This is a genomic window from Collinsella aerofaciens, assembly GCF_001404695.1.
In the GTDB taxonomy this organism is placed as follows: domain Bacteria; phylum Actinomycetota; class Coriobacteriia; order Coriobacteriales; family Coriobacteriaceae; genus Collinsella; species Collinsella aerofaciens_E.
The window spans coordinates 4,838-24,772 of the sequence record NZ_CZAQ01000031.1 but is presented as its reverse complement, the minus strand read 5'-3'; the positions used below and the strand labels follow the sequence as shown (position 1 = coordinate 24,772).

Annotated in this window: 18 protein-coding genes; 11 read left to right on the top strand and 7 right to left on the bottom strand. The window is 59.3% G+C overall.

Annotated features, from left to right (window positions below; all coding sequences use genetic code 11):
- Positions 1-369: 369 nt before the first annotated feature.
- The 3 genes from AQ996_RS07875 to AQ996_RS07865 all read right to left on the bottom strand — a co-directional run bounded on the left by AQ996_RS07875 (position 370) and on the right by AQ996_RS07865 (position 4,480).
- Positions 370-945: a hypothetical protein gene (locus tag AQ996_RS07875; protein ID WP_055252353.1), complete on the bottom strand. Its 576-nt coding sequence runs from the start codon at positions 943-945 to the stop codon at positions 370-372.
- A gap of 407 nt (positions 946-1,352) precedes the next feature.
- Entirely contained in the window at positions 1,353-3,152 is a 1,800-nt protein-coding gene (locus tag AQ996_RS07870) for a C69 family dipeptidase (RefSeq protein ID WP_055252352.1), read from the bottom strand.
- Positions 3,153-3,562: 410 nt separating this feature from the next.
- Positions 3,563-4,480 carry a diacylglycerol/lipid kinase family protein gene (locus AQ996_RS07865; protein ID WP_055252351.1) on the bottom strand — a complete coding sequence of 306 codons (918 nt, stop codon included), beginning with the start codon at positions 4,478-4,480 and terminating at the stop codon, positions 3,563-3,565.
- A 98-nt stretch (positions 4,481-4,578) separates the two neighbouring features.
- On the opposite strand from AQ996_RS07865, the gene rnd reads away from it, so the two are divergent.
- From rnd to AQ996_RS07820, 9 genes are all read left to right on the top strand, one after another.
- Complete coding sequence (rnd, locus tag AQ996_RS07860) at positions 4,579-5,712, top strand: ribonuclease D (protein WP_055252350.1); 1,134 nt, start codon at positions 4,579-4,581, stop codon at positions 5,710-5,712.
- 64 nt (positions 5,713-5,776) lie between these two features.
- On the top strand, positions 5,777-6,481 hold the full coding sequence (locus AQ996_RS07855) for a zinc metallopeptidase (protein ID WP_055252349.1): 705 nt from the start codon (positions 5,777-5,779) through the stop codon (positions 6,479-6,481).
- Between the two features lie 116 nt (positions 6,482-6,597).
- Positions 6,598-8,049, top strand: coding sequence for an exodeoxyribonuclease VII large subunit (gene xseA, locus AQ996_RS07850; RefSeq protein ID WP_055252348.1), 1,452 nt, complete (start codon positions 6,598-6,600; stop codon positions 8,047-8,049).
- Between the two features lie 42 nt (positions 8,050-8,091).
- Positions 8,092-8,358, top strand: a complete 267-nt coding sequence (gene xseB, locus AQ996_RS07845) for an exodeoxyribonuclease VII small subunit (protein ID WP_055252347.1) — start codon at positions 8,092-8,094, stop codon at positions 8,356-8,358.
- A 49-nt stretch (positions 8,359-8,407) separates the two neighbouring features.
- Positions 8,408-8,743 carry a histidine triad nucleotide-binding protein gene (locus tag AQ996_RS07840; RefSeq protein ID WP_055252346.1) on the top strand — a complete coding sequence of 112 codons (336 nt, stop codon included), beginning with the start codon at positions 8,408-8,410 and terminating at the stop codon, positions 8,741-8,743.
- A gap of 41 nt (positions 8,744-8,784) precedes the next feature.
- Positions 8,785-9,681, top strand: a complete 897-nt coding sequence (locus AQ996_RS07835) for a LysR family transcriptional regulator (RefSeq protein WP_055252345.1) — start codon at positions 8,785-8,787, stop codon at positions 9,679-9,681.
- Between the two features lie 113 nt (positions 9,682-9,794).
- On the top strand, positions 9,795-10,955 hold the full coding sequence (locus AQ996_RS07830) for an MFS transporter (RefSeq protein WP_055252344.1): 1,161 nt from the start codon (positions 9,795-9,797) through the stop codon (positions 10,953-10,955).
- Between the two features lie 120 nt (positions 10,956-11,075).
- Entirely contained in the window at positions 11,076-12,254 is a 1,179-nt protein-coding gene (locus tag AQ996_RS07825) for an acetate/propionate family kinase (protein ID WP_055252343.1), read from the top strand.
- Positions 12,255-12,418: 164 nt separating this feature from the next.
- The gene (locus AQ996_RS07820) at positions 12,419-13,597 is read left to right on the top strand and encodes an acetate/propionate family kinase (RefSeq protein WP_055252342.1); all 1,179 of its coding nucleotides are present in this window, start codon (positions 12,419-12,421) and stop codon (positions 13,595-13,597) included.
- A gap of 348 nt (positions 13,598-13,945) precedes the next feature.
- Here the strand turns inward: AQ996_RS07820 and pta are convergent, their stop codons facing one another.
- A complete protein-coding gene (gene pta / locus AQ996_RS07815; RefSeq protein ID WP_055252341.1) occupies positions 13,946-14,926 on the bottom strand; it encodes a phosphate acetyltransferase in 981 nt (326 codons plus the stop codon).
- A gap of 232 nt (positions 14,927-15,158) precedes the next feature.
- Here pta and glf point away from each other — a divergent pair, with 232 nt between their 5' ends.
- Both glf and AQ996_RS07805 read left to right on the top strand, forming a co-directional pair.
- On the top strand, positions 15,159-16,361 hold the full coding sequence (gene glf / locus AQ996_RS07810) for a UDP-galactopyranose mutase (protein ID WP_055252340.1): 1,203 nt from the start codon (positions 15,159-15,161) through the stop codon (positions 16,359-16,361).
- Positions 16,354-17,385: a glycosyltransferase family 2 protein gene (locus AQ996_RS07805; RefSeq protein ID WP_055252339.1), complete on the top strand. Its 1,032-nt coding sequence runs from the start codon at positions 16,354-16,356 to the stop codon at positions 17,383-17,385. Before glf ends, AQ996_RS07805 begins: the two co-directional genes overlap by 8 nt.
- A 376-nt stretch (positions 17,386-17,761) precedes the next feature.
- Here AQ996_RS07805 and AQ996_RS07800 read toward each other — a convergent pair whose 3' ends face one another.
- From AQ996_RS07800 to AQ996_RS07790, 3 genes are all read right to left on the bottom strand, one after another.
- Positions 17,762-18,763, bottom strand: a complete 1,002-nt coding sequence (locus AQ996_RS07800) for a P1 family peptidase (protein WP_055252338.1) — start codon at positions 18,761-18,763, stop codon at positions 17,762-17,764.
- Between the two features lie 100 nt (positions 18,764-18,863).
- Positions 18,864-19,445, bottom strand: a complete 582-nt coding sequence (locus tag AQ996_RS07795; protein ID WP_055252337.1) for a Maf family protein — start codon at positions 19,443-19,445, stop codon at positions 18,864-18,866.
- Positions 19,442-19,933, bottom strand: a complete 492-nt coding sequence (locus AQ996_RS07790) for a DJ-1 family glyoxalase III (protein ID WP_253274626.1) — start codon at positions 19,931-19,933, stop codon at positions 19,442-19,444. The genes AQ996_RS07795 and AQ996_RS07790 overlap by 4 nt, the downstream gene beginning before the upstream one ends.
- Positions 19,934-19,935: the final 2 nt, after the last annotated feature.

The following is a 19,935-nucleotide window of genomic DNA, read 5'->3' as shown; positions in this document are numbered from 1 at the left end:
CCTGCCCGGCACTTTCCTATCAGCCGTCGGGGGCGGCGCGTCCCGCGCCGGCAGCACCCAACGGGCCCTCTCGGGGGCAGGGACGTTCGGCCGTGCGCGGGCGCCCGGCCGGCGGCCCGTTCTGGGCGCGCCTCAATCGTAGCCCGAGACGGTCCCGGGCTGACAATTTCGACTGTAATGGACGTTCTTACATGACTAGTCGTTTAAGAACGTCCCCAAAAGCTCGTTGTTTGGGACAGTCTTTGGTGGTGAAGCACGGATACGGCTTTACGAGGTGCCCCAGGTTGGCGCGAAAGAGGAGCGAAGCGTACTTGGGTATGCGAGCGACGAATGAACGCCAAGATGGGGTGGCTCGTAAAACCGAGCGGGTTAGTTGAGCTTCAGGGCCTTCTGGATGGGCAGGTAGAGGGCGCCGACCAGAATGGCGTTAAATACGGCGGTCATGGCGACGACGGGCAGCATGGCTGCGGCGAGCTCGCCCACCACGCCGAGCATGGCCATCTTGATGACCATGAAGATGACGCCCGAGACAAAGGTGGTCACGAATGTTGCGACGATGGCGACGACGGGCTTAACCTGGCCGTCCTTGGCGGCGGCGTTGACAATGACGGCCATGAGCATGGCGGCGATACCCTCGGCGGCAAAATCGACAAACGGCGAGGTGGTAGTGATCTGGATTACGGCCGCCGAGATGAGACCAATGACGAGCGCCTGGCCAATGTTGGGACGAATGACCAGGATGGTGAGGCAGAAGGCCGAGATAATGAACTCGGGGCTGATCATACCGCCCGAGATGCCCGAGATTGCCTTGCCGACGGTGAAGTTGAGGATGAAGCCGGCGGCAAGCAGAATGGCGAGCAGGACAAGGGCGCGAATATCGAGTTTACCGCGGTCGGCGGTCTGGACGGTGCGGGGCTGGGCGGTGGCGGTGGTGTTCTGAGACATGGTGAAAGTCCTTTCAAAAAGGGGAGTGTAAGAGAAAAACGGAGGCGCGTGATGCGAATGCGATCGGGCTCGAGATAGAAAAAGGCCCCCGGTCGAAACCGGAGGCCTTCCAATCACCTAGAGCGCAAAACAGGCGTGAGGGACTCACTTTCGACCGATCGTATTCGCATCACGCCACCACCAGTTGTTGAGAGACGTCATCGTGTTCATCATCTTGGTGGCTCCTTTCGTGATGCCTTGGCGCGGTCGCACCTCGTTGCTGTTGTGCTGCACTATAGCACAGCAAAGTGTGTGCGGGGAAATCTTTTTTGAAAAGATTTCGGCGGCGTTTCCTGCCGGTCAAAAGGGCAGGCTGAGCGGGCGGGATGACTCATGCGACCCCGCCCGTCTCTTGGAACGCAAGGGCCTTAGGCCTTCTTGCGACGATAAAGCACGAAGCCGCAGACACCGATGATGACGACGGCGCCAACGGCCATGGCGGCCATGTTGTTGCCCTCGGACTTCTCCTCGGTCGCCTCTTCCTCAGCCTCGGGCTCGGCAACGTCCTTATCGGAGAGAGCCTCGTCGGCGTAGGTGATGGACTCGACCAGGCAGTCGTTGTCGGCATCGTAGTCACTCGGGACGAACTCCTCGGAGAAATCGCCCTCCTTGAGGTAGTCGCGCATCTCCTCGAGCATGGCCTTGCACTTGACGTAGGTGTTCTTGGTCGCTGCCTTGCCGGCCTTGTTGGCCAGGGCGGTGCGGGCCTCGGTGTCCTCGGCGGCCTGCATGGCCTCGTCGACGGTTAGGTTCTGCTCGATGAGCTCCTTCTGCAGGGCGTCGAGATAGGCGCGGACGCCGGTGGCGCAGCTGTCGCGGTTCTCATAGGCGAGTGTGTTGATGTCCATGAGAACGTAGTTGATGGAGTTCTTGGGCTCCTCGTTGTTCACGACGTCTTCCTCTTCACAGTGATCGAAGGAGACGTCCTGATCGCTGAAGTAGGGGCTGACCTCGGTGAGCAGTGCGGAATAGAGAGGGATAGCGACGGAGAACTCGGCGTTGGAGAGCATCTCCCACTGGATGGTCGCGATCTCGGGGTCCATGCCGTGACGGATCTGGAAGGTGTGGATCTCGGTGTTGCGGTTGGAGCCGATGGCATAGGCGCCGTCGGTGTTGGCGTTGAGGCCGGCGACATTCTCGCCGCGAGCGGCGAAGGAACGAATCATCTCAAAGGTGTTCCAGTCGGACTTGCCGGGCTGGAAGAACAGCGGCTGCATCTCGTGGACCAGGGCGCCGGTTGTGGCGCGAGCCTCTTCGCGCTCGTCCTTGACGATCTCGTAGTCGGTGCCCTCGGCAAGCGGAGCCATGAAGTAATCGCGGCCCTGGACATAGCGCGACCACTGGTGCATATCGGCCTCGCTAATCTCCTCGCCGTAGGTCTTGGCGACGTCGAATTTGCCGTCGGTGTACTCGGCAAAGCCCTTCTCCTTAGGCATGGACTCGATGCCCTCGGAGTGGAGGCAGTTCTCGGTGTCGTCGAGGTCGACGTCATAGGTGAGGTTGCCGATGTTGGGATTGAGCGAGGCGATATCGTCGGTGAGTCTCATGGCGATCCACTGATGGCCGGAAAGCGCTGCAAACAGCCAGGTCTCGTTGTTGTCGGCAATGATGATCTGGTCGTTGGAGCAGACGCCCTGCTCGTCAATCAAGCTGCCGAGGAGCTCGACACCCTCGCGGGCCGTGGCACTCTCGCCCAGAATGACGCTGGCGTAGTTGTACTCGCCGATGCCGGTCTCCTCGGTGACGGGGTCGGCTTCCTCTGCCTTCTCGTTATAGGAGGTGCTCAGCGTGGCAGAGCAGGAAACGCCCTTTTCGTTGATGCCAGCCTCGGAATATGCGTCGTAACGATCTTCCCACTGAGAGGGGTTGTCGCGAACGAAGGTGTAGCGGTAGGTTGCGCCCTTGGACTTGTACTCAAAGCCGGACTCGACCGAGGTGTACTTGCTGCCGTCCTTGTGTGCGGGCTCGATGCCAAAGTGCTTGATGTAGCGCGGGCCGAAGTCCTCGGAGCGTCCGTAGTACGTGTTGCCGTCTGCCGTGAGCTGGCTGCCCATGTAGATCTGGGTGCAAGCGAGCGCCGAAGTCGGCATGGCCATAATGGCCGCTGCTCCAAATGCAAGGCCGCAGCCGAGCTTCTTGAGCGTGTTGACAGGATGAGTAAACCTCATGATCCCTCCCAACTGTTGAAACCCCGCGAAACCGTACGGAGTTTCAGCTAATAAATACATCTACTAGCCTAAAGGAAGTGTAAAGAGTATTCATTCGACAACAGCTTTTACTCGATGAGCGTGAAGAAATATACGATGAGCGGATAATAATACTCATTTTATTGCTTTAGTTAAATAAAGGCACCCTGCATTTACTGTAGCTGAATAAAGCGCCAGACAATGCTCAAAAAGAAAACTCTCCCGCTGTTTAGGATTTGCATAAACAACGGGAGAGTCGATAACTGGATGAATATCATACCAATGTGGATTTACTTCTTTCGGCGGTGGATCACATTGATGGCGTAACCAACGAGCATGGCCAAGACGATGACGATAAAGCCAATCAGGGGATTGTCGTTCATGGGGTCCTCCTATTTTCCGAGCGGTGAAAAATCGTCGACGATGAGGTCGAGACATTGCGGCAGCGCGCGAGCGCCAAAGACGCCGGAGTTGCTGGAGATGATCTCTCCATCGAACTGCATACCCAGCGATGGCGTGCAGGTGATCTTGGCTTCCTTGGTCTGGATGATCTTAAACTGCGGACGGCCGAGCACTTTGCCAGCGGGGTCGAGCGCGGCGGTAATTACCGTGGGGAGCAGCTGCATCGTGCGCACGGGCTCAATAACGACGATGTCGACCATGCCGTCGTCCATGCGGCAGTTGGGGAACAGGTTGATGTCGTTTTGGATGACCGAGGTATTGCCTGCCATGCAGCAGATGCCGTCGAGCTCCTCGACAATGCCGTCGTGCTCAATGGTAAAGTGCGCCACCGTGGGGTTGGGCGTGGCGAGCGCGGAGAGGAAGTAGGCGATCTCGCCAATGTCGTTTTTGGTGGGAGCGGCCTTCATCATGATCTCGGCGTCGAAGCCCGAGCCGGCGATGATGATAAAGCCGTGGCGCTTCTCGTTGCCGTTCTCGTCGAGCCAAAAGAGCTCACCCATGTCCACTTTGACCGTGCGGCCGTCGCGGCAAGCCTTGGCGAGTGCCGCCGCCTCGGGGGCATTGCCGATGTTGTTAAAGAACAGGCAGGCCGTGCCGGAGGGGAAGACAAGCGTGGGGACACCGCACCCGCGCATCTGGTCGAGCACGTTGGAGACGGTGCCGTCGCCGCCCGAAACGACCACGCGATCGAACTCGCGAACGTCCGCTACCGCGTCCTCGGGCTCCATGCCATCGCCGATAAAACGCATCACGACCTCGTCGCCGCCCTGCGCGAGGGCGTGCGTGAACGCGTAGATTTCATCTGAGCTGGGGCCCGATGCCGGGTTGTGGATGATAAGGCAGCGCATACTTACGTTCCCGTTCTGTGACTAACCGAGTATAGTTGTAGAGCAATGCCGATATCCTACCCGTGTTTTTCGGGCCTAACCTTATTCGATGGGTTGATATGTACATTTCCACACATCAGGCTCTGGTCGACTTTTGCCAGCGCGCCCGCGAGTTCGACGCGATCGCCGTCGATACCGAGTTTTTGCGCGAGCGCACGTTTCATCCGCGCCTGTGCCTGGTCCAGATTGCCACCCCCGCCGAGAGTGTCGCTGTCGATCCGCTGGTGATCGACGACCTGTCGCCGCTTGCCGAGCTTATGGCCGACGAGGGCGTGGTCAAGGTATTCCATGCTTGCTCACAGGACATGGAAGTTATGCTCCATACCGTGGGCGCACTGCCGCGACCGATTTTTGACACGCAGGTTGCCGCCGCCTTTTTGGGCGAGCGCCAGCAGATTTCGTATGGTGCGCTCGTTCAGACGTTCTGCGGCGTATCACTGCCCAAGACCGAGTCGCTGACCGATTGGTCGCGCCGCCCGCTGAGCGATAAGCAGATCGAGTACGCGATCGATGACGTCAAGTACTTAATCGTCGCCTATACCGAGATGATGAGCCGCCTGCGTGAGCTGGGCCGCGTGGACTGGGTGCTCGACGAGTTGCGTCCTTTGGCCGACGAGTCGCACTACCGCGCCGACCGCCATGAGGCATTCCGCAAGGTCAAACGCATCAACTCGTGTAGCCGCCATCAGCTGGGCGTTGCGCGCGAGCTTGCCGCTTGGCGCGAGGACCGCGCCGAGCGTCGCAACATCCCGCGCAAGTGGGTCATGTCCGACGATACGCTGCTGGCCCTGGTTAAGCGCAATCCCGTGCGTGTCGAGGAGTTCCGTAGCATCCGCGGTACCGACCAGCTGGGGGAGCGCGACGTGGATGGCGCGTTGATGGCCATCAAGCGCGGCGCAAGCTGTCCGCACGATCGCCTGCCGCTCATGGTGCGCGGGCATCGCCAGATTTCGCCGGAGCTTGAGAGCGTGACGGATCTCATGTACGCGCTCATCCGCCTGGTTGCCGAGCGCTCGGGCGTGGCGACCTCGGTCATTGCCTCGCGCGATGACCTGGCCGACTACATTGAGCATCCTGAGCAAAGCCGTTTGCGCGAAGGTTGGCGTTTTGAGCTTGTGGGCTCGCGCCTGGACGATCTGCTTTCCGGCAACATGGGGTTGACGGTCAAAGATGGCAAAATTGAATTGCTGTAAGGAAGCCTAGCCGCTTGATTGGGTAGAATGCCTCCAACGTGTAATTCGATTCGGAGGAATTCGCATGCCCTATTACTATGGTTACGGCTTTGGCATCGACCCGCTGTACCTGCTGGTTGTCCTTGTTTGTACGGTGCTTGGTCTTGCGGCGCAGAGCTATATCAACTCGACGTACAAGACCTGGTCCAAGGTTCGCTCGGACGGCGACACGGGTGCCACGGTCGCTCGCCGCATGCTCGACGCCAACGGTTGCAACGCCGTGGGTATCAAGGGTGTTGCCGGTGAGCTCACCGACCACTACAACCCGCAGGATAACAACCTGTATCTCTCGGACGCTAACCGTTCGGGCGGATCGGTCGCAAGCGTTGCCGTGGCCTGCCACGAGGCGGGTCATGCCGCCCAGCGTCAGAGCGGTTACGCCATGATGAAGGTTCGCACCGCCCTGGTCCCGGTCGTCAACTTTACCCAGAACGCCTGGACCATCGTGTTGCTCTTGGGCCTGTTTATGAACATCGCCGGGCTCACGACCCTCGCATTGATCTTCTTCTCGTTTAGTGTGCTGTTCCAGTTGGTTACGCTGCCGGTCGAGATTGATGCCAGCCGACGTGCTGTGGCGTACATCGAGCAGTCGGGTATGAGTTCCAAGCAGGTCAACGGCGCCAAGAAGGTGCTGACGGCAGCGGCGCTTACCTATGTGGCCGCAGCGCTCACTTCGATCATTCAGCTGCTCTACCTGATGGCCCGCTACAACAGAAACTCCAACCGATAACAAATTGGCTTGACAGGCGCCGTGGGGGTTTGTGTCCCTGCGGCGCTGTACTATGAGTTGGACTTAAATTTGCACGGGGCCGGAGCCCTTGTGCACGATGACGAAGGGGGGGCTGCGTGGCAGGCTGGAATCTAACCGGCAATGCCGTTTCCGCCGAGTTCGACGGTTCGGACGAGCAGGAGCGCAAGGAGCTCAGCGTGAGCCAGGCGGTAGAGATCGCTGCCGGTGCGCTCGATGCCATTCCGCAGCTGAGCGTTCTGGGCGAGGTCACGGGTTTTCGTGGTCCTAACGCCCGAAGCGGCCACTGCTATTTCCAGATCAAGGACGACTCGGCCGCCGTCGACTGCATTATCTGGAAGGGCGCCTATCTCAAGCGCACCTTCGATCTGCGCGATGGCATGCAGGTGAGCTTTAAGGGCAGCTTCAATCTCTATAAGCCCACGGGTCGCATGAGCTTTGTTGCCCGCTCGTTTTCGTTGGCGGGGGAGGGTCTGCTGCGTCAACAAGTGGCGCAACTGGCCGAAAAGCTACGCCGCGAGGGCCTGATGGACGAAGCGCGCAAGCGCCGCATCCCGGTGTTCTGCTCCCGCGTGGCGGTCGTCACCTCGCTTTCGGGTGCCGTAATCGACGACGTCAAGCGCACGTTGCGTCGTCGCAACCCGCTCGTCGAGCTCGTCTGCGTGGGCGCCAAGGTTCAAGGCGAGGGTGCGCCGGCCGAGCTCATCGAGGGCTTGCGCCGCGCCGCTTCCATTACGCCGGCGCCCGACTGTATTTTGCTGGTGCGCGGCGGCGGCTCCTTTGAGGACCTCATGACCTTTAATGACGAGGAGCTTGCCCGCGCGGTGGCGGCTTGTCCTGTGCCCGTGGTGACCGGTATTGGCCATGAGCCCGATACCTCGATTTGCGACATGGTGAGCGACCGTCGCGCCTCCACGCCAACGGCAGCGGCAGAATCGGTGGCGCCGGCTATGACGGAGTTGGCCGACGTGCTCGAGACGCGCCATCAGCGTCTGGGCGCCGCGATGGCTTCGATGATCGGGTCGGATCAGGTCGATCTGGAAATGCTCGACCAGCGCGGTCGTCGAGCCTGGGATGCCTATACGGCTCGCCTGGGCGACGCGCTCGATGCAGCCGCATGCCGCCCGTGCCTCAACGACCCCACGTTTATGGTCGAGCGTCGCGAGTCCGAGCTTGCCCTGACGGCCGATCGTCTGTCCGGCGCCATAACGCGTTCGGTTGGGGCCTTCCGCTCCAACTTCGAGCGTCTGCCCGAGCGCTTGATCGCAAGCACCTCAGGGCTCGATGGCAAGCGCCATGCGCTCACACTTGCGAGCTCCCGTCTGGAGCATCAGGGGCGCACGATGCTCAGCAAGCCTGCGTCCGACTTAGGCCGAGCTGCCGCGTCGCTCGATGCCCTGTCGCCGCTCAAGGTGCTTGCCCGCGGTTACTCCATCGCGTATAGCGATGATGGGGTGGCTACGAGCGCCAAGACCTTTAAGCCCGGCGACGCCATCCGCGTGCGCATGGCAGACGGCAATGTGGCGGCAACGGTCGATGCGGTCGAGTAGGCCGCGTTACATAGCGATAAACCTTTAGGAAAGGAAACAGATATGGCAGAGAAGACCCCGGTCGAGCAGCTTACGTACAAGCAGGCTTCGCAGGAGTTGGAACTCATCATCCGCAGCTTGGAGTCGGGCGATATGGAGCTCGAGGAGTCACTCGAGAGCTATACCCGCGGCGTCGAGCTCCTCAAGAGCCTGCGCACCCGCCTGTCCGATGCCGAGCAGAAGGTCTCGGTGCTCCTTAAGGACGTCGACGGCAACGACGTGCTCGCCGACGGCGAGGCCGCCAACACCGACGACAAGCTTTCGTTCTAACCATCCCGACCAAATATAATTACCTTGGTCTGTGAGAAAGGAACCAGCCATGTGTGATTGCATCTTCTGCAAAATCGCCAACCACGAGATTCCCTCAACCGTTGTCTATGAGGACGACCAGGTCATCGCCTTCGACGACCTCAACCCCCAGGCGCCGGTCCACACGCTCGTGATCCCCAAGAAGCACTACAGCGACATCGCCGACAACGTGCCGGCCGAGACCATGGGCGCCATGGCCCACGCCATCCACGAGGTTGCCAAGGCCAAGGGCTTGGAGGACGGTTTCCGCGTCATCTCCAACAAGGGCGTCAACGCCGGCCAGACCGTCATGCACTTCCACATGCACGTCCTCGGTGGCAAAAACCTGGGCGAGAACCTCATCTGAGGACGCGTAGCCCGTCGACTTGGCTGCCTTTGGAGTAGTCTATGCAGCTTTCTCAACTCGAATACCTTCAAGCGGTAGCGAACTATGGCGGCGTGCGCAAAGCAGCTCGCGCCGTTCATGTGAGTCCGCAGGCCGTTTCGTCGGCAATCAAAAAGTTGGAATCTGAGTATCAGATTGTTTTGCTTGACCGATCGGCGGGTGAGGCTGTTTTGTCTTCGGCGGGCAGAGAATTTGCGCGTCGTGCACGCGTGATCCTGGCACAAGTCGACGATCTCAAAAAGTACGCTCAATCGAGGGACGACGGCGTCTCGCCCGACGGCCACTTTCGTCTTTACGCCCCCTGCCTTCATGGGCGGGGGCGACTTTTTGCCGAAAACTGGTATGACTCGTTTGAAAGCTCGCACCCTCATATTCACCTTGATGTGTGGCATCAGCCAACGGCTACATGCTTTGAATCACTTGTGCTTGGCATTTCGGATGCGGCCATCTCATTTGAGGAACCAAGGGACAGTGTCCTTTCTTCGAAATACTTGGGTGAAAAGGAGCTCAAGGTTCTTTCCTGCCCAGCGGGTCATCAATCCGTGGGCGCTATGACCGTTCGTGAGTTACTGGGCGGCAGGCTCGCTGTTCCCATTAATTTGTCACCCTGTCTCAATGCGATCAACCAATGCCCTGAAGCCCAGCTCGTCAATTTTCGCTTCCGTGATGTTGAATACGGAAGCAGGGCTCAGGCTGAGTTTCTTCAAGCCGGGGGATTGATATTGAGTTTGTCCGGGTCCTCTCTCGCATCGGATGGATCAGAAGTGAGTGAGTGCTCCATTGAAGGCTCGCGTGATGTAACCTTGCCTATCTACTTTTGCTATCGGCAAAATTCCTGGACTGATCGACACCAGACGGTTTTTCTGCACCTATTGCGTCATCTTGCTTCGCGAAATTAATTGGCTTCGAGACGTCAAGTGATTATTGACGCCTTGCAACACATAGCTGACAGCTTTGCCCTCATGCTTTTCCAAGATTCCGATTTAGATTGCTGACTCTTGGAGGGCGGAGCATGAAAAACCGTACGGTTTTGCTTTATATGACGTTCGTTTTTCTGTCGAACTTCAGCACCATTTTGTATTTTCTGACGGTTTACCTTGAATTCGTCGGATTCTCGATGGTGGCGATTTCTAGCATGATGATTGCATATCAAGTGAGCAAGTTCATCCTTGAAGTTCCTACTGGCTATATTGCTGATAGGTTTGGACGAAAGACAAGCGGTCTCGTTGGCGTCGTGGGGATGCTTGGATACTACGCCGCCCTGCTTCTCGTCCGTTCTCCTCTGCTTTTAATCGGTGCGTTCGCTCTCAAAGGTTTTGCCGTTGCATGTCTGAGCGGATCCATAGAAGCGATTTACATTGACAGCGTCTCTCAGGACCAGCTCGTAAGACTTAATGTCGTTGAGCGATTTGTTTTCTATGCCTCTTATGCCCTCTCCGCTTGTGTGGGCGGTTTCATTTCGTCCGCTGGCGCGTATCTCATTGGGCTTTCGGTCGATATCATCACAATGGTGCTGACATTGGTTGTCGTTGTCTGTATTCCTGAGGCGAGAAGAGAGGGCGCTGCGGTGACACCTGGGCATGGAATGAGCCCGAAGATGATCGGTGCTGCTATTGCGGGTAATGGCATTCTTCGGTCAGCGTTCATCATGGACTGTTCTCAGGCATTTGCCTTCGTCGCCCTGGAAGACTTCTTCTCACTGTTGCTTGCAGGCCGCGGAATGAATGCCGTCGCTTCGGGCGTGACCATTGCGGTCCAGCTCCTTGCCTCCGCCTCCATAGGATTTATTGTGCCCAGTGTGATTGCTCGTGTCGACAAGGGCCGTTTTACGCGTATTTGCGGCATCATTCGCTTAGTATTGACAGCTTTGTTTTTGATTCCCCTTACTCCGGCTAATTTGCTGCCCGTGTTCTATGTGCTGCAGACGGTTGCGTACTCGTTGTTTGCCCCAATCAAATACTCGATTTTTCAAAATGCTGCCGATTCTTCGATGCGCTGTTCACTGATTTCGGTTCAAAGCCAGATGGTGGCGGTGGGTGCCATCCTTTTCTACCTGTTCAATGCTGCGTTGAGCAGCATCGCGGATATTCGAGTCATATTGCTTGTTGCGCTCGGGATTTCTTCTCTGGTGTATATCCCCGCGCTCTTTCGTCTTACAAGCCAAAGGCCATGAGTATTTAGGCACCGATAACTTATATATCAACGCAATAAACCCGAGCGCGAGGGCGTTTGGGTTTATTATTGAAGCGTATGTAACCTGGCGGCGCCACACCGCCTGTTAGTAGGGAGACACATGAACGTTCTGGTCGTCAACGCAGGATCTTCGACCCTTAAGTATCAGGTCATCGATACCAAGTCCCACAAGGTGTCCGCAAAGGGCTCCTGCGAGCGCGTCTGCTTCACCGGCGGTACCTTCACCCATGCTGCCAACGGTTCCAAGAAGGTGACCGAGAACATCGAGTTCCCCGACCACAAGGTCGCCATCGAGGTTGTCCTGAAGGACCTCGAGGCCAACGGCGTCAAGATTGAGGGCATCGGCCACCGCATCGTTCAGGGCGGTTGGTACTTTGGCGACTCCTCCCTCGTCGACGAGGACGTTCTCGCTAAGATCCGCGAGGTCGCCCCGCTCGCGCCGCTCCACAACAATCCCGAGGCCAACGTTATCGAGTTCTGCCTGGAGCAGTATCCCGACCTGCCCAACGTCACGGTCTATGACACCGCCTTCCACTTCAACATGCCCGAGGTCGCCAAGACCTACGCCCTGCCCAAGGACGTCTGCGACAAACTGCACATCCGTAAGTATGGCGCCCACGGCACCAGCTACCGCTACATTTCCAAGAAGGTCGCCGAGATGACCAACGGCGAGGCCCGCAAGGTCGTCGTGTGCCATATCGGCTCCGGCGCTTCCCTGTGCGCCATCGAGGACGGCAAGTGCATGGATACCACTATGGGCCTCACCCCGCTCGACGGCGTCATGATGGGCACCCGCTGCGGCTCCATCGACCCGGCTACCGTGTGCTACCTGCAGCGCGAGGGCGGCTACACCTTCGACGAGGTCGACGAGATGATGAACAAGAAGTCCGGCCTTTTGGCTGTGACCGGCGGCAAGACCAACGACTGCCGCAACGTCGAGGAGCTCGCCGCCGCTGGTGACCCCGAGGCTCAGCTTGCCTTCGACATGTTTGTCTACAAGATTGCCGCCAAGGCCGCCGAGATGGCTACTTCCATGTGCGGCATGGACACGCTCGTCTTTACCGCCGGCATTGGCGAGCACGCTCCGGCCGTTCGCGCCGGCGTGGCCGATCGTCTGGCCTTTATGGGTGTCAAGATGGATCACGCCCGTAACGCCCTGCGTGGCGACGGCGCTTGGTGCCTGTCCGCCAAGGATTCCAAGGTCAAGATTTTCGTCATCCCCACGGACGAGGAGTTCATGATCGCTTCCGACGTCGAGCGCATCGTCAACGGCAAGTAATTGCAAGAGGGGAGGGGCTGGACGACCGAGCGCCGTTCGGCCCCTCTTTTGTGCTCGTTGGGCGATATGCCTGATAGCTATTTATCAAGGTGTGATAACTTCTTATTAACATGCGGCCGCCTTAAGGGGTCTGCGCCGACCGTATCGCACTGCAAAGGAGTCTCATGAACGTACTTGTTGTCAACGCCGGTAGCTCAAGCCTTAAATATCAGCTTTTGGATACCGATACCCGCGAGGTTTTCGCCAAGGGCAACTGCGAGCGTATCGGTTCGGACATGGGCATCTTTGGCCACTCCGAGAACGGTGGCGCCAAGCAAACCGAGGAGGTTCCCTTCCCGGATCACCGTTCGGCTATCGCGCGTGTGCTCGAGGAGCTCGAGAAGACCGACTTTACGATCGATGGCATTGGCCATCGCATTGTTCAAGGCGGTTGGCACTTTAAGGATTCCGCGGTCGTCGACGACGAGGTCATGGCTAAGATTCTCGAGGTGGCCCCGCTCGCCCCGCTGCACAATTATGGCGAGGCCGCAGCAATCGAGTATTGCCGTGAGAAGTATCCGGAGCTGCCCAACGTGGCCGTCTTCGACACCTCGTTTCACATGACCATGCCCGAGGTTGCCTACACCTACGCCCTGCCCAAGGACGTGTGCGACAAGTACCACGTGCGCAAGTACGGCGCCCACGGTACGAGCCACCGCTACGAGTGGATGATGGCCAAGGAGATCCTGGGCTCGCGCTGCCACCGCCTGCTCTCGTGCCATTTGGGCAACGGCGCCTCGCTTGCCGCCATCGAGGACGGTGTATGCCGTGACACCACGATGGGGCTCACGCCGCTTGACGGCCTGATGATGGGAACCCGCTGCGGCTCTATCGACCCGGCTACCGTGTGCTACCTGCAGCGCGAGGGCGGCTACAGCTACCAGGAAGTCGACGACATGATGAACAAGCAGTCTGGTCTGCTCGCCATCTCGGGTATCTCCAACGACGCCCGCGACATTCGCACGCGCGCCTCCGAGGGAGATGAGCGCTGCCTGCTCGCCTTCGATATGTTCGCCTATAAGGCTATGCAGCAGGCCGGCTCCATGATCGCTTCTATGGCGGGCGTGGATACCATTACCTTCACTGCCGGCATCGGCGAGAACGACTGGTCGATCCGCAAGGCCTTCTGCGACTGCTTTGAGTGGTTGGGCGTGCGCATCGACAACAACAAGAACCGTGAGGCCGTGGGCAGCGGCCCGCAGGTCATCAGTGCCGCCGGTTCCGCCGTCACGGTCATGGTCATCCCCACCGACGAGGAATACATGATCGCCCACGACGTCGAGCGTCTGACCAAGAACAACTAACGCGCGCATTTACAAGTAAACGAAAGGCCTCCAGAGCAACAGCTCCGGAGGCCTTTTTACTAGCAGGCGGAAATACCAGTCCCAAAGTGACCATCGCCAGCAACGCTTGCGCCCCTAGCAACGGCACCCATCCATTCAGATCTTCAGCCCCAGCTCGTAGTCAAGCCGCCGTCCACTCCAGATGCCCTGATTGCTACGTAGCGGCAGGGACCCTACAGGGTAAAGCTCTGAAAACATTCCGCAGGACGGAGGAAGCCCCCGCCGCGCGTAGCGCGCAGCGGGGGCTTCCGACATGTCCGAGGACGTTTTCAGAGCTTTACCCTGTAGGGTCCCGAGGGGATATGTCCGCTACTCAGCCATCTGAGCCTGGACGGCGGTGATGGCAACGACACCCACGATGTCGTCGGCAGAGCAGCCGCGCGAAAGGTCGTTGACCGGCTTGGCGATGCCCTGCAGGATGGGGCCGTAGGCGTCGGCGCCGGCGAAGCGCTGGACGAGCTTGTAGCCGATGTTGCCGGCCTCAAGGTCGGGGAACACCAGCACGTTGGCCTTGCCGGCAACGGAGGAGCCGGGAGCCTTGAGCTGGGCGACGGTGGGGACGATAGCGGCATCGAGCTGCAGGTCGCCATCGATGGCGAGCTCGGGAGCCTTCTCGTGGCAGAACTTTACGGCCTCCTGGACCTTCTTGGCGACCTCGCCGCCGGCGGAGCCCATGGTGGAGTAGGAGAGCATGGCCACGTGCGGCTCAACGTTGCCCATGAAGGTGGACCAGGAGTGAGCGGAGGCGATGGCGATCTCGGAGAGCTCGTCGGAGGACGGGTTGATGTTGAGGCCGCAGTCGGCGAAGATCAGCGTGCCGTCGGTGCCGAACTGCGGGGTGTCGGTGCACATCACGAAGAAGGCCGAGACCAGCTTGGTGCCCGGGGCGGTCTTGAGGATCTGCAGCGCGGGGCGCAGGGTGTCGGCGGTGGAGTGGCAGGCGCCGGAGACCAGGCCGTCGGCATCGCCCATCTTGACCATCATGGTGCCAAAGTAGGTAGCGTCCATCACCTGGGCGCGAGCCTGCTCGATGGTGACGCCCTTCTTGGCGCGGAGCTCGGCAAACTTCTGCGCGTACTCCTCGTGCTTCTCGGCATTGCGCGGATCGATGACGGTAGCGCCGGGAACGTTGATCTCGTCGGGGTTACCCAGGATGACGATCTTTGCCAGGCCCTCCTCGATGATCTTGGTGGCTGCGACGATGGTGCGCGGATCCTCGCCCTCGGGCAGGACGATCGTCTTAAGGTCGGCCTTGGCGGCAGACTTCATACGGTTTAGGAAATCGCTCATGTTACTCCTTACAAGCGTTTCGCTAAGCTCCAGGCGCCCGGCTGTTCACGAATAAACCCGCTGCTAGCGGGTTTACCTTTCAATTATGTTCGCCGCGGTGCTTGAGCTTTCCTTGTGTGGCAAGCTCATTATAGGACGCATTAGCGCTATAATCGCTCTGATAAATATGTCTCGACGTATGTTCGAGAAAAAGCCCAGTTAAAAAGCGTGTGGCTTTTGACAAGGAGTATCGATGCAGATTACCTCAGGCCTGCCTGAAGGCTTTAATGCCGGTGCGTATGACATGATCGTTGTCGGCGCCGGTTATGCCGGTGCCGTTTGCGCCCGCCGTCTTGCCGAAACTATCGGCTATCGTGTTGCCGTTTTGGAGCGTCGCGGCCACATCGCGGGTAATGCCTACGACTGCACTGACGAGGCCGGAATCCTGGTCCACGAGTACGGTCCGCACATCTATCACACTTTTAACGAGCGCGTCCATAACTTCCTGTCGCGCTTTACCAAGTGGACGGACTACCAGCACAAGGTGCTCGCCAACATCAACGGCACCCTTATGCCCGTGCCCTTTAACCATGCGAGCCTCAAGCTCGCCTTTGGCGATGAGCGCGGCGAGGAGCTGTACCAAAAGCTCGTGGAGACCTTTGGCAAGGACGTCAAGGTGCCCATTATGGAGCTGCGCAAGAAGAACGACCCGGATCTTGCCGAGGTCGCCGATTATGTCTATGAGAACGTCTTTTTGCATTACACCATGAAGCAGTGGGGCCAGACGCCCGACCAGATCGACCCCTCGATCACCGGCCGCGTCCCCGTCTTTGTGGGCGATGACGATCGCTACTTCCCGCAGGCTCCTTTCCAGGGTATGCCGCAGGACGGCTATACCGCGCTGTTCGAGCATATGCTCGATCACGATCTGATCGACGTATTCTGTGACGTAGACGCCCGTGACCTCTTTGAAATCGACGAGACCACCGTCAAGATCGACGGCAAGGTCTATGGTGGCGAGATCGTCTACACCGGTCCACTCGACGAGCTGTTCAACCTCGACCTGGGCGCGCTGCCGTACCGCACGCTCGATATGAAGTTCGAGACGCTCGATATGGACCAGTTCCAGCCCGTGGGCACCGTCAACTACACCACGAGCGAGGACTATACGCGCATCACCGAGTTCAAGAACATGACCGGTCAGGTTTTGCCCGGCAAGACCACCATCATGAAGGAGTACTCCAAGGCCTATACGCCCGGCTCGGGCGAGACGCCGTACTACGCTATCCTGGAGCCCGAGAACCGTGAGCTCTACGAGCGCTACCTTGAGCGCGTCCAGAACCTGACGAACTTCCACCCGGTGGGTCGTCTGGCTGAGTACCGTTACTACGATATGGATGCCGTGACCAATTCCGCCCTCGATCTTTCGGATGAGATTATCGCCTGCCATGCATAAAGTCATAACATTCGGTATTCCCTCGTATAACGCCGCCAAGGACATGGACCATTGCATCACCTCCATCTTGGAGGGGAGCAATTACGCCACCGATATCGAGATTATCGTGGTGGACGACGGCTCCAAGGACGAGACGGCCGCCAAGGCCGACGAGTGGGAGGCCCGTTATCCTGGAATCATCCGCGCGGTGCACCAGGAGAATGGCGGCCACGGTATTGCCGTCCTTTCGGGTCTGCGTGAGGCGCAGGGCACCTACTACAAGGTTGTCGACTCGGACGACTGGCTCGACGGTGCGGCGCTTTCGACCATGCTGTCGATTCTGCGTGGCTTTGAGGAGCGCGACCAGCGCGTCGACCTGTTTATCTCGAACTACGTGTACGAGAAGGTTTACGAGGGCACGCACACCGCGATTGGCTACAAGTTTGCCCTGCCGCGGAAAAAGATCTTTACCTGGGACCAGATTGGTCATTTCCGTCTGGACCAGAATCTGCTCATGCACAGCCTGTGCTATCGCACGGATGTGCTGCGCGCGTCCAATCTGCCTATGCCGCCGCACACGTTCTATGTAGACAACATCTACGCCTACGTGCCGCTACCGCGCTGCAAGACCATGTACTACGCCGACATCGACCTCTACCGCTACTTTATCGGCCGTGAGGGCCAAAGCGTCAACGAGGCCACGATGGTCAAGCGTCTGGACCAACAGTTTCGCGTGACGCGCATCATGATGGAGTCGTTCCACCTGTACAGCGATGTCGAGTCGTCGCGTCTGCGCTCGTACATGATGGGCTATTTCACCATGATGATGGCAATCTGCTCGGTGCTCACTAAGCTTTCCGACGAGGATTGTGCCGACGAGCGCCTGAAGACGTTGTGGAGTGATTTAAAGGCCTATGACGAGCGTATGTATCGTCGTGCACGCTACGGTGTGGTCGGCTTCTTCACCAACCTGCGCGGTCGGGCTGGTGACAAAACCACACTCGGCCTATACCGTCTTGCCTCAAAGATCTTCAAATTCAACTAGCTGCTGAGTAATCGCTGCTGATGGGTTGACTGGGCCCCTTGGCCTTTAGTTTGCTACTGCGAACAGTCCTGCTCGCACGGAAAGCACATTAAGTGCTTTCCGGCTCGTGCGGAACTTGTATCAAACTAAAGGCCAAGGGGCCTCTGCTATAAGAATCGATTGTCAGGCAGCTGAATTTTGAAGATCTTAGACGCGCGGTACACAGGGGCCTGGGCTGAAAAGAATTAGGTTGGAAGTCGGTCGGAGACGGGCGGGCATTACGTTTGTCGCGAGTTCCGCATGCAAAGAAGGCCACTTAATGTGGCCTTCGTCTTGCATAGGACTGTAGAGCAGCAAACGTAATGCCCGCCCGCCTCCGACCGACGGTCGAGTGAGATTACTTCGCGGCGCCGGGGATGCCGTGGGAGGTTTTGGCGCTTTTGGCTCCGTTTACGATGGCGGTCTGTAGGGCCCTTACGGCGAGCATGCCCAGCAGGTCTAGGGGAACGGCGGCGCTTGCCTGGGCTCCCAGTTTGCCGCTGGCGAGGGTGTAGATGGTGTCGCCGTCGTTGGTGGTGTGTGTGGGGCGGATGGCGTGCGCGTAGGCGTCTGCTGCCATCTGGGAGACCTTGGTGGCCTGGGCCTTGGTGAGCTCCACGTTGGTGACGATACAGCTGATGGTGGTGTTGGTGCGGTCGAGCGGCATCTGCATAGAGCCGGCGGCGGCAAAGGCGGCGAGCTCCATGTCGACGATCTGGTCGCTATCGGCTGCGGCGCGCATGCCGGCGACCCACTCGCCGGTGAAGGGGTCGACGACGTTGCCGCAGGCGTTGACCGAGACCACGGCGCCCACCTTGACGGGGCCGAGCGCCACGGCGGCAGCTCCGAGACCGGCCTTCATGCAGGTGGCGGGCCCCATGAGCTTTCCGACGGTGGCACCCGTGCCGGCACCTACATTGCCCTGCTCGAGCGTGGTGGGGGTGTTGTCGAGTGCCTCATGCACGGCGGCGATGCCGGCCTCTATGTCGGGGCGCACGGTGGGATCGCCAAAGGCGAGGTCGAAGATACAGCTGGAGCACACGATAGGCACCTGCGTGGGGCCGACGGGAAGGCCGATGCCGCGGCTCTCAAGCTCGCGAGCGACGCCGCTTGCAGCCTCGAGGCCAAAGGCCGATCCACCCGAAAGGCAGACGGCGTGGACCTTATCGACGGTGTTTTCGGGGCGCAGCAGGTCGGTCTCGCGCGAAGCGGGAGCGCCACCGCGTACGTCAACGCCACCGGTGGCACCCTCGGGCGCCACGATTACGGTGCAGCCGGTGCCAGCCTCCTCGTCCGTATAGTTGCCAAAGCAAAAGCCATCGACGTTGCAAACATCGATGGCTTCGAGCAGTGTGTCCATATTATCTCCTATCGGTTTTCCGCCGGGCCTTATGCCCGGTCGGGATCCGTACGGTACGGCAAAATTGTAGGCGCTGGGGGATACCCAGCGCCAGATGCAATTACGAGAGTTTTTGAATCGCGCGTGCGACGCGGGCGATGGGCAAGCCCACCACGTTGTAGAAGTCACCCGAAATGTCGTGCACGAGCATGCGGCCGCCTGTGCCCTGGATGCCGTAGGCTCCGGCCTTGTCCATGGGTTCGCCGGAGGCAACATAGCGCTTGATCTGCTCCTCGGTAAGCTCATAGAACGTCACGTCGGTCACATCGACAAACGACAGGCTCTCGGCGGCATGCGGAGCTGTAGCGTCGCCGGCTTTAACGATGCAGACGCCGGTCGCCACCTGGTGCGTGCGGCCCGAAAGCTCGCGGAGCATGGTGCGCGCCTCGTCCTCGTTTGCCGGCTTACCCAAAATCATGCCATCGAAGGTGACGATGGTATCGGCCGCGACGGTCAGTTCGTTGGGCTCGGCATGCTCGGCCGCGACGGCAGCAGCTTTGGCACGCGCCAAGCGCTCGACGAGCGTAAGCGGAGCTTCGCCATCAAAAGGCGTTTCATCGATGTCTGCGGGAATTACGCGAATGTTATAGCCCGCCTCGCGCATCAGCTCTATGCGGCGCGGCGATTGCGAAGCCAAAATCATAGTTGGATGCCCTCGGCGACCTTCTCGACGGCCTTTTCGCCGGCGAGCGTGCGCAGCAGCTCCAAGGCAAAGGGGAGTGACTGTGCCATGCCGCTAGCGGTGATGATATTGCCGTCTTGCGTGACCTTCTCGCCGGTATAGGTGCCCTCGGGGAAGCTCTTCTCAAAGCCGGGGAAGCACGTGGCGCGGCGTCCCTCGAGTAGACCAAGCTCGCCCAGGATAAACGGGGCGGCGCAGATGGCGGCAACGTGCTTGGTCGCGGCGAAATCGCAGACTACGTCGCAGACGCGCTGGTCGGCGCGCAGGTTGGTGGCACCGGGCAGGCCGCCGGGCAGCACGACGCAGTCGTACTCGTCAAAGTTGATTTCGTCAAAGAGCGCATCACAGGTTACGGGAATCTGCAGCGAGCTCACGACCTCGCGCGTGGGCATGATCGAGACGAGCGTGGCGCGCACGCCGCCGCGACGCATGACGTCGACCATGGTCAGGC

Coding starts and splice junctions, on each gene's coding strand:
- AQ996_RS07875 (WP_055252353.1), bottom strand. CDS start 945: ATGTCTCAGAACACCACCGCCACCGCCCAGCCCCGCACCGTCCAGACC.
- AQ996_RS07870 (WP_055252352.1), bottom strand. CDS start 3,152: ATGAGGTTTACTCATCCTGTCAACACGCTCAAGAAGCTCGGCTGCGGC.
- AQ996_RS07865 (WP_055252351.1), bottom strand. CDS start 4,480: ATGCGCTGCCTTATCATCCACAACCCGGCATCGGGCCCCAGCTCAGAT.
- rnd (WP_055252350.1), top strand. CDS start 4,579: ATGTACATTTCCACACATCAGGCTCTGGTCGACTTTTGCCAGCGCGCC.
- AQ996_RS07855 (WP_055252349.1), top strand. CDS start 5,777: ATGCCCTATTACTATGGTTACGGCTTTGGCATCGACCCGCTGTACCTG.
- xseB (WP_055252347.1), top strand. CDS start 8,092: ATGGCAGAGAAGACCCCGGTCGAGCAGCTTACGTACAAGCAGGCTTCG.
- AQ996_RS07840 (WP_055252346.1), top strand. CDS start 8,408: ATGTGTGATTGCATCTTCTGCAAAATCGCCAACCACGAGATTCCCTCA.
- AQ996_RS07835 (WP_055252345.1), top strand. CDS start 8,785: ATGCAGCTTTCTCAACTCGAATACCTTCAAGCGGTAGCGAACTATGGC.
- AQ996_RS07830 (WP_055252344.1), top strand. CDS start 9,795: ATGAAAAACCGTACGGTTTTGCTTTATATGACGTTCGTTTTTCTGTCG.
- AQ996_RS07825 (WP_055252343.1), top strand. CDS start 11,076: ATGAACGTTCTGGTCGTCAACGCAGGATCTTCGACCCTTAAGTATCAG.
- AQ996_RS07820 (WP_055252342.1), top strand. CDS start 12,419: ATGAACGTACTTGTTGTCAACGCCGGTAGCTCAAGCCTTAAATATCAG.
- pta (WP_055252341.1), bottom strand. CDS start 14,926: ATGAGCGATTTCCTAAACCGTATGAAGTCTGCCGCCAAGGCCGACCTT.
- glf (WP_055252340.1), top strand. CDS start 15,159: ATGCAGATTACCTCAGGCCTGCCTGAAGGCTTTAATGCCGGTGCGTAT.
- AQ996_RS07805 (WP_055252339.1), top strand. CDS start 16,354: ATGCATAAAGTCATAACATTCGGTATTCCCTCGTATAACGCCGCCAAG.
- AQ996_RS07800 (WP_055252338.1), bottom strand. CDS start 18,763: ATGGACACACTGCTCGAAGCCATCGATGTTTGCAACGTCGATGGCTTT.
- AQ996_RS07795 (WP_055252337.1), bottom strand. CDS start 19,445: ATGATTTTGGCTTCGCAATCGCCGCGCCGCATAGAGCTGATGCGCGAG.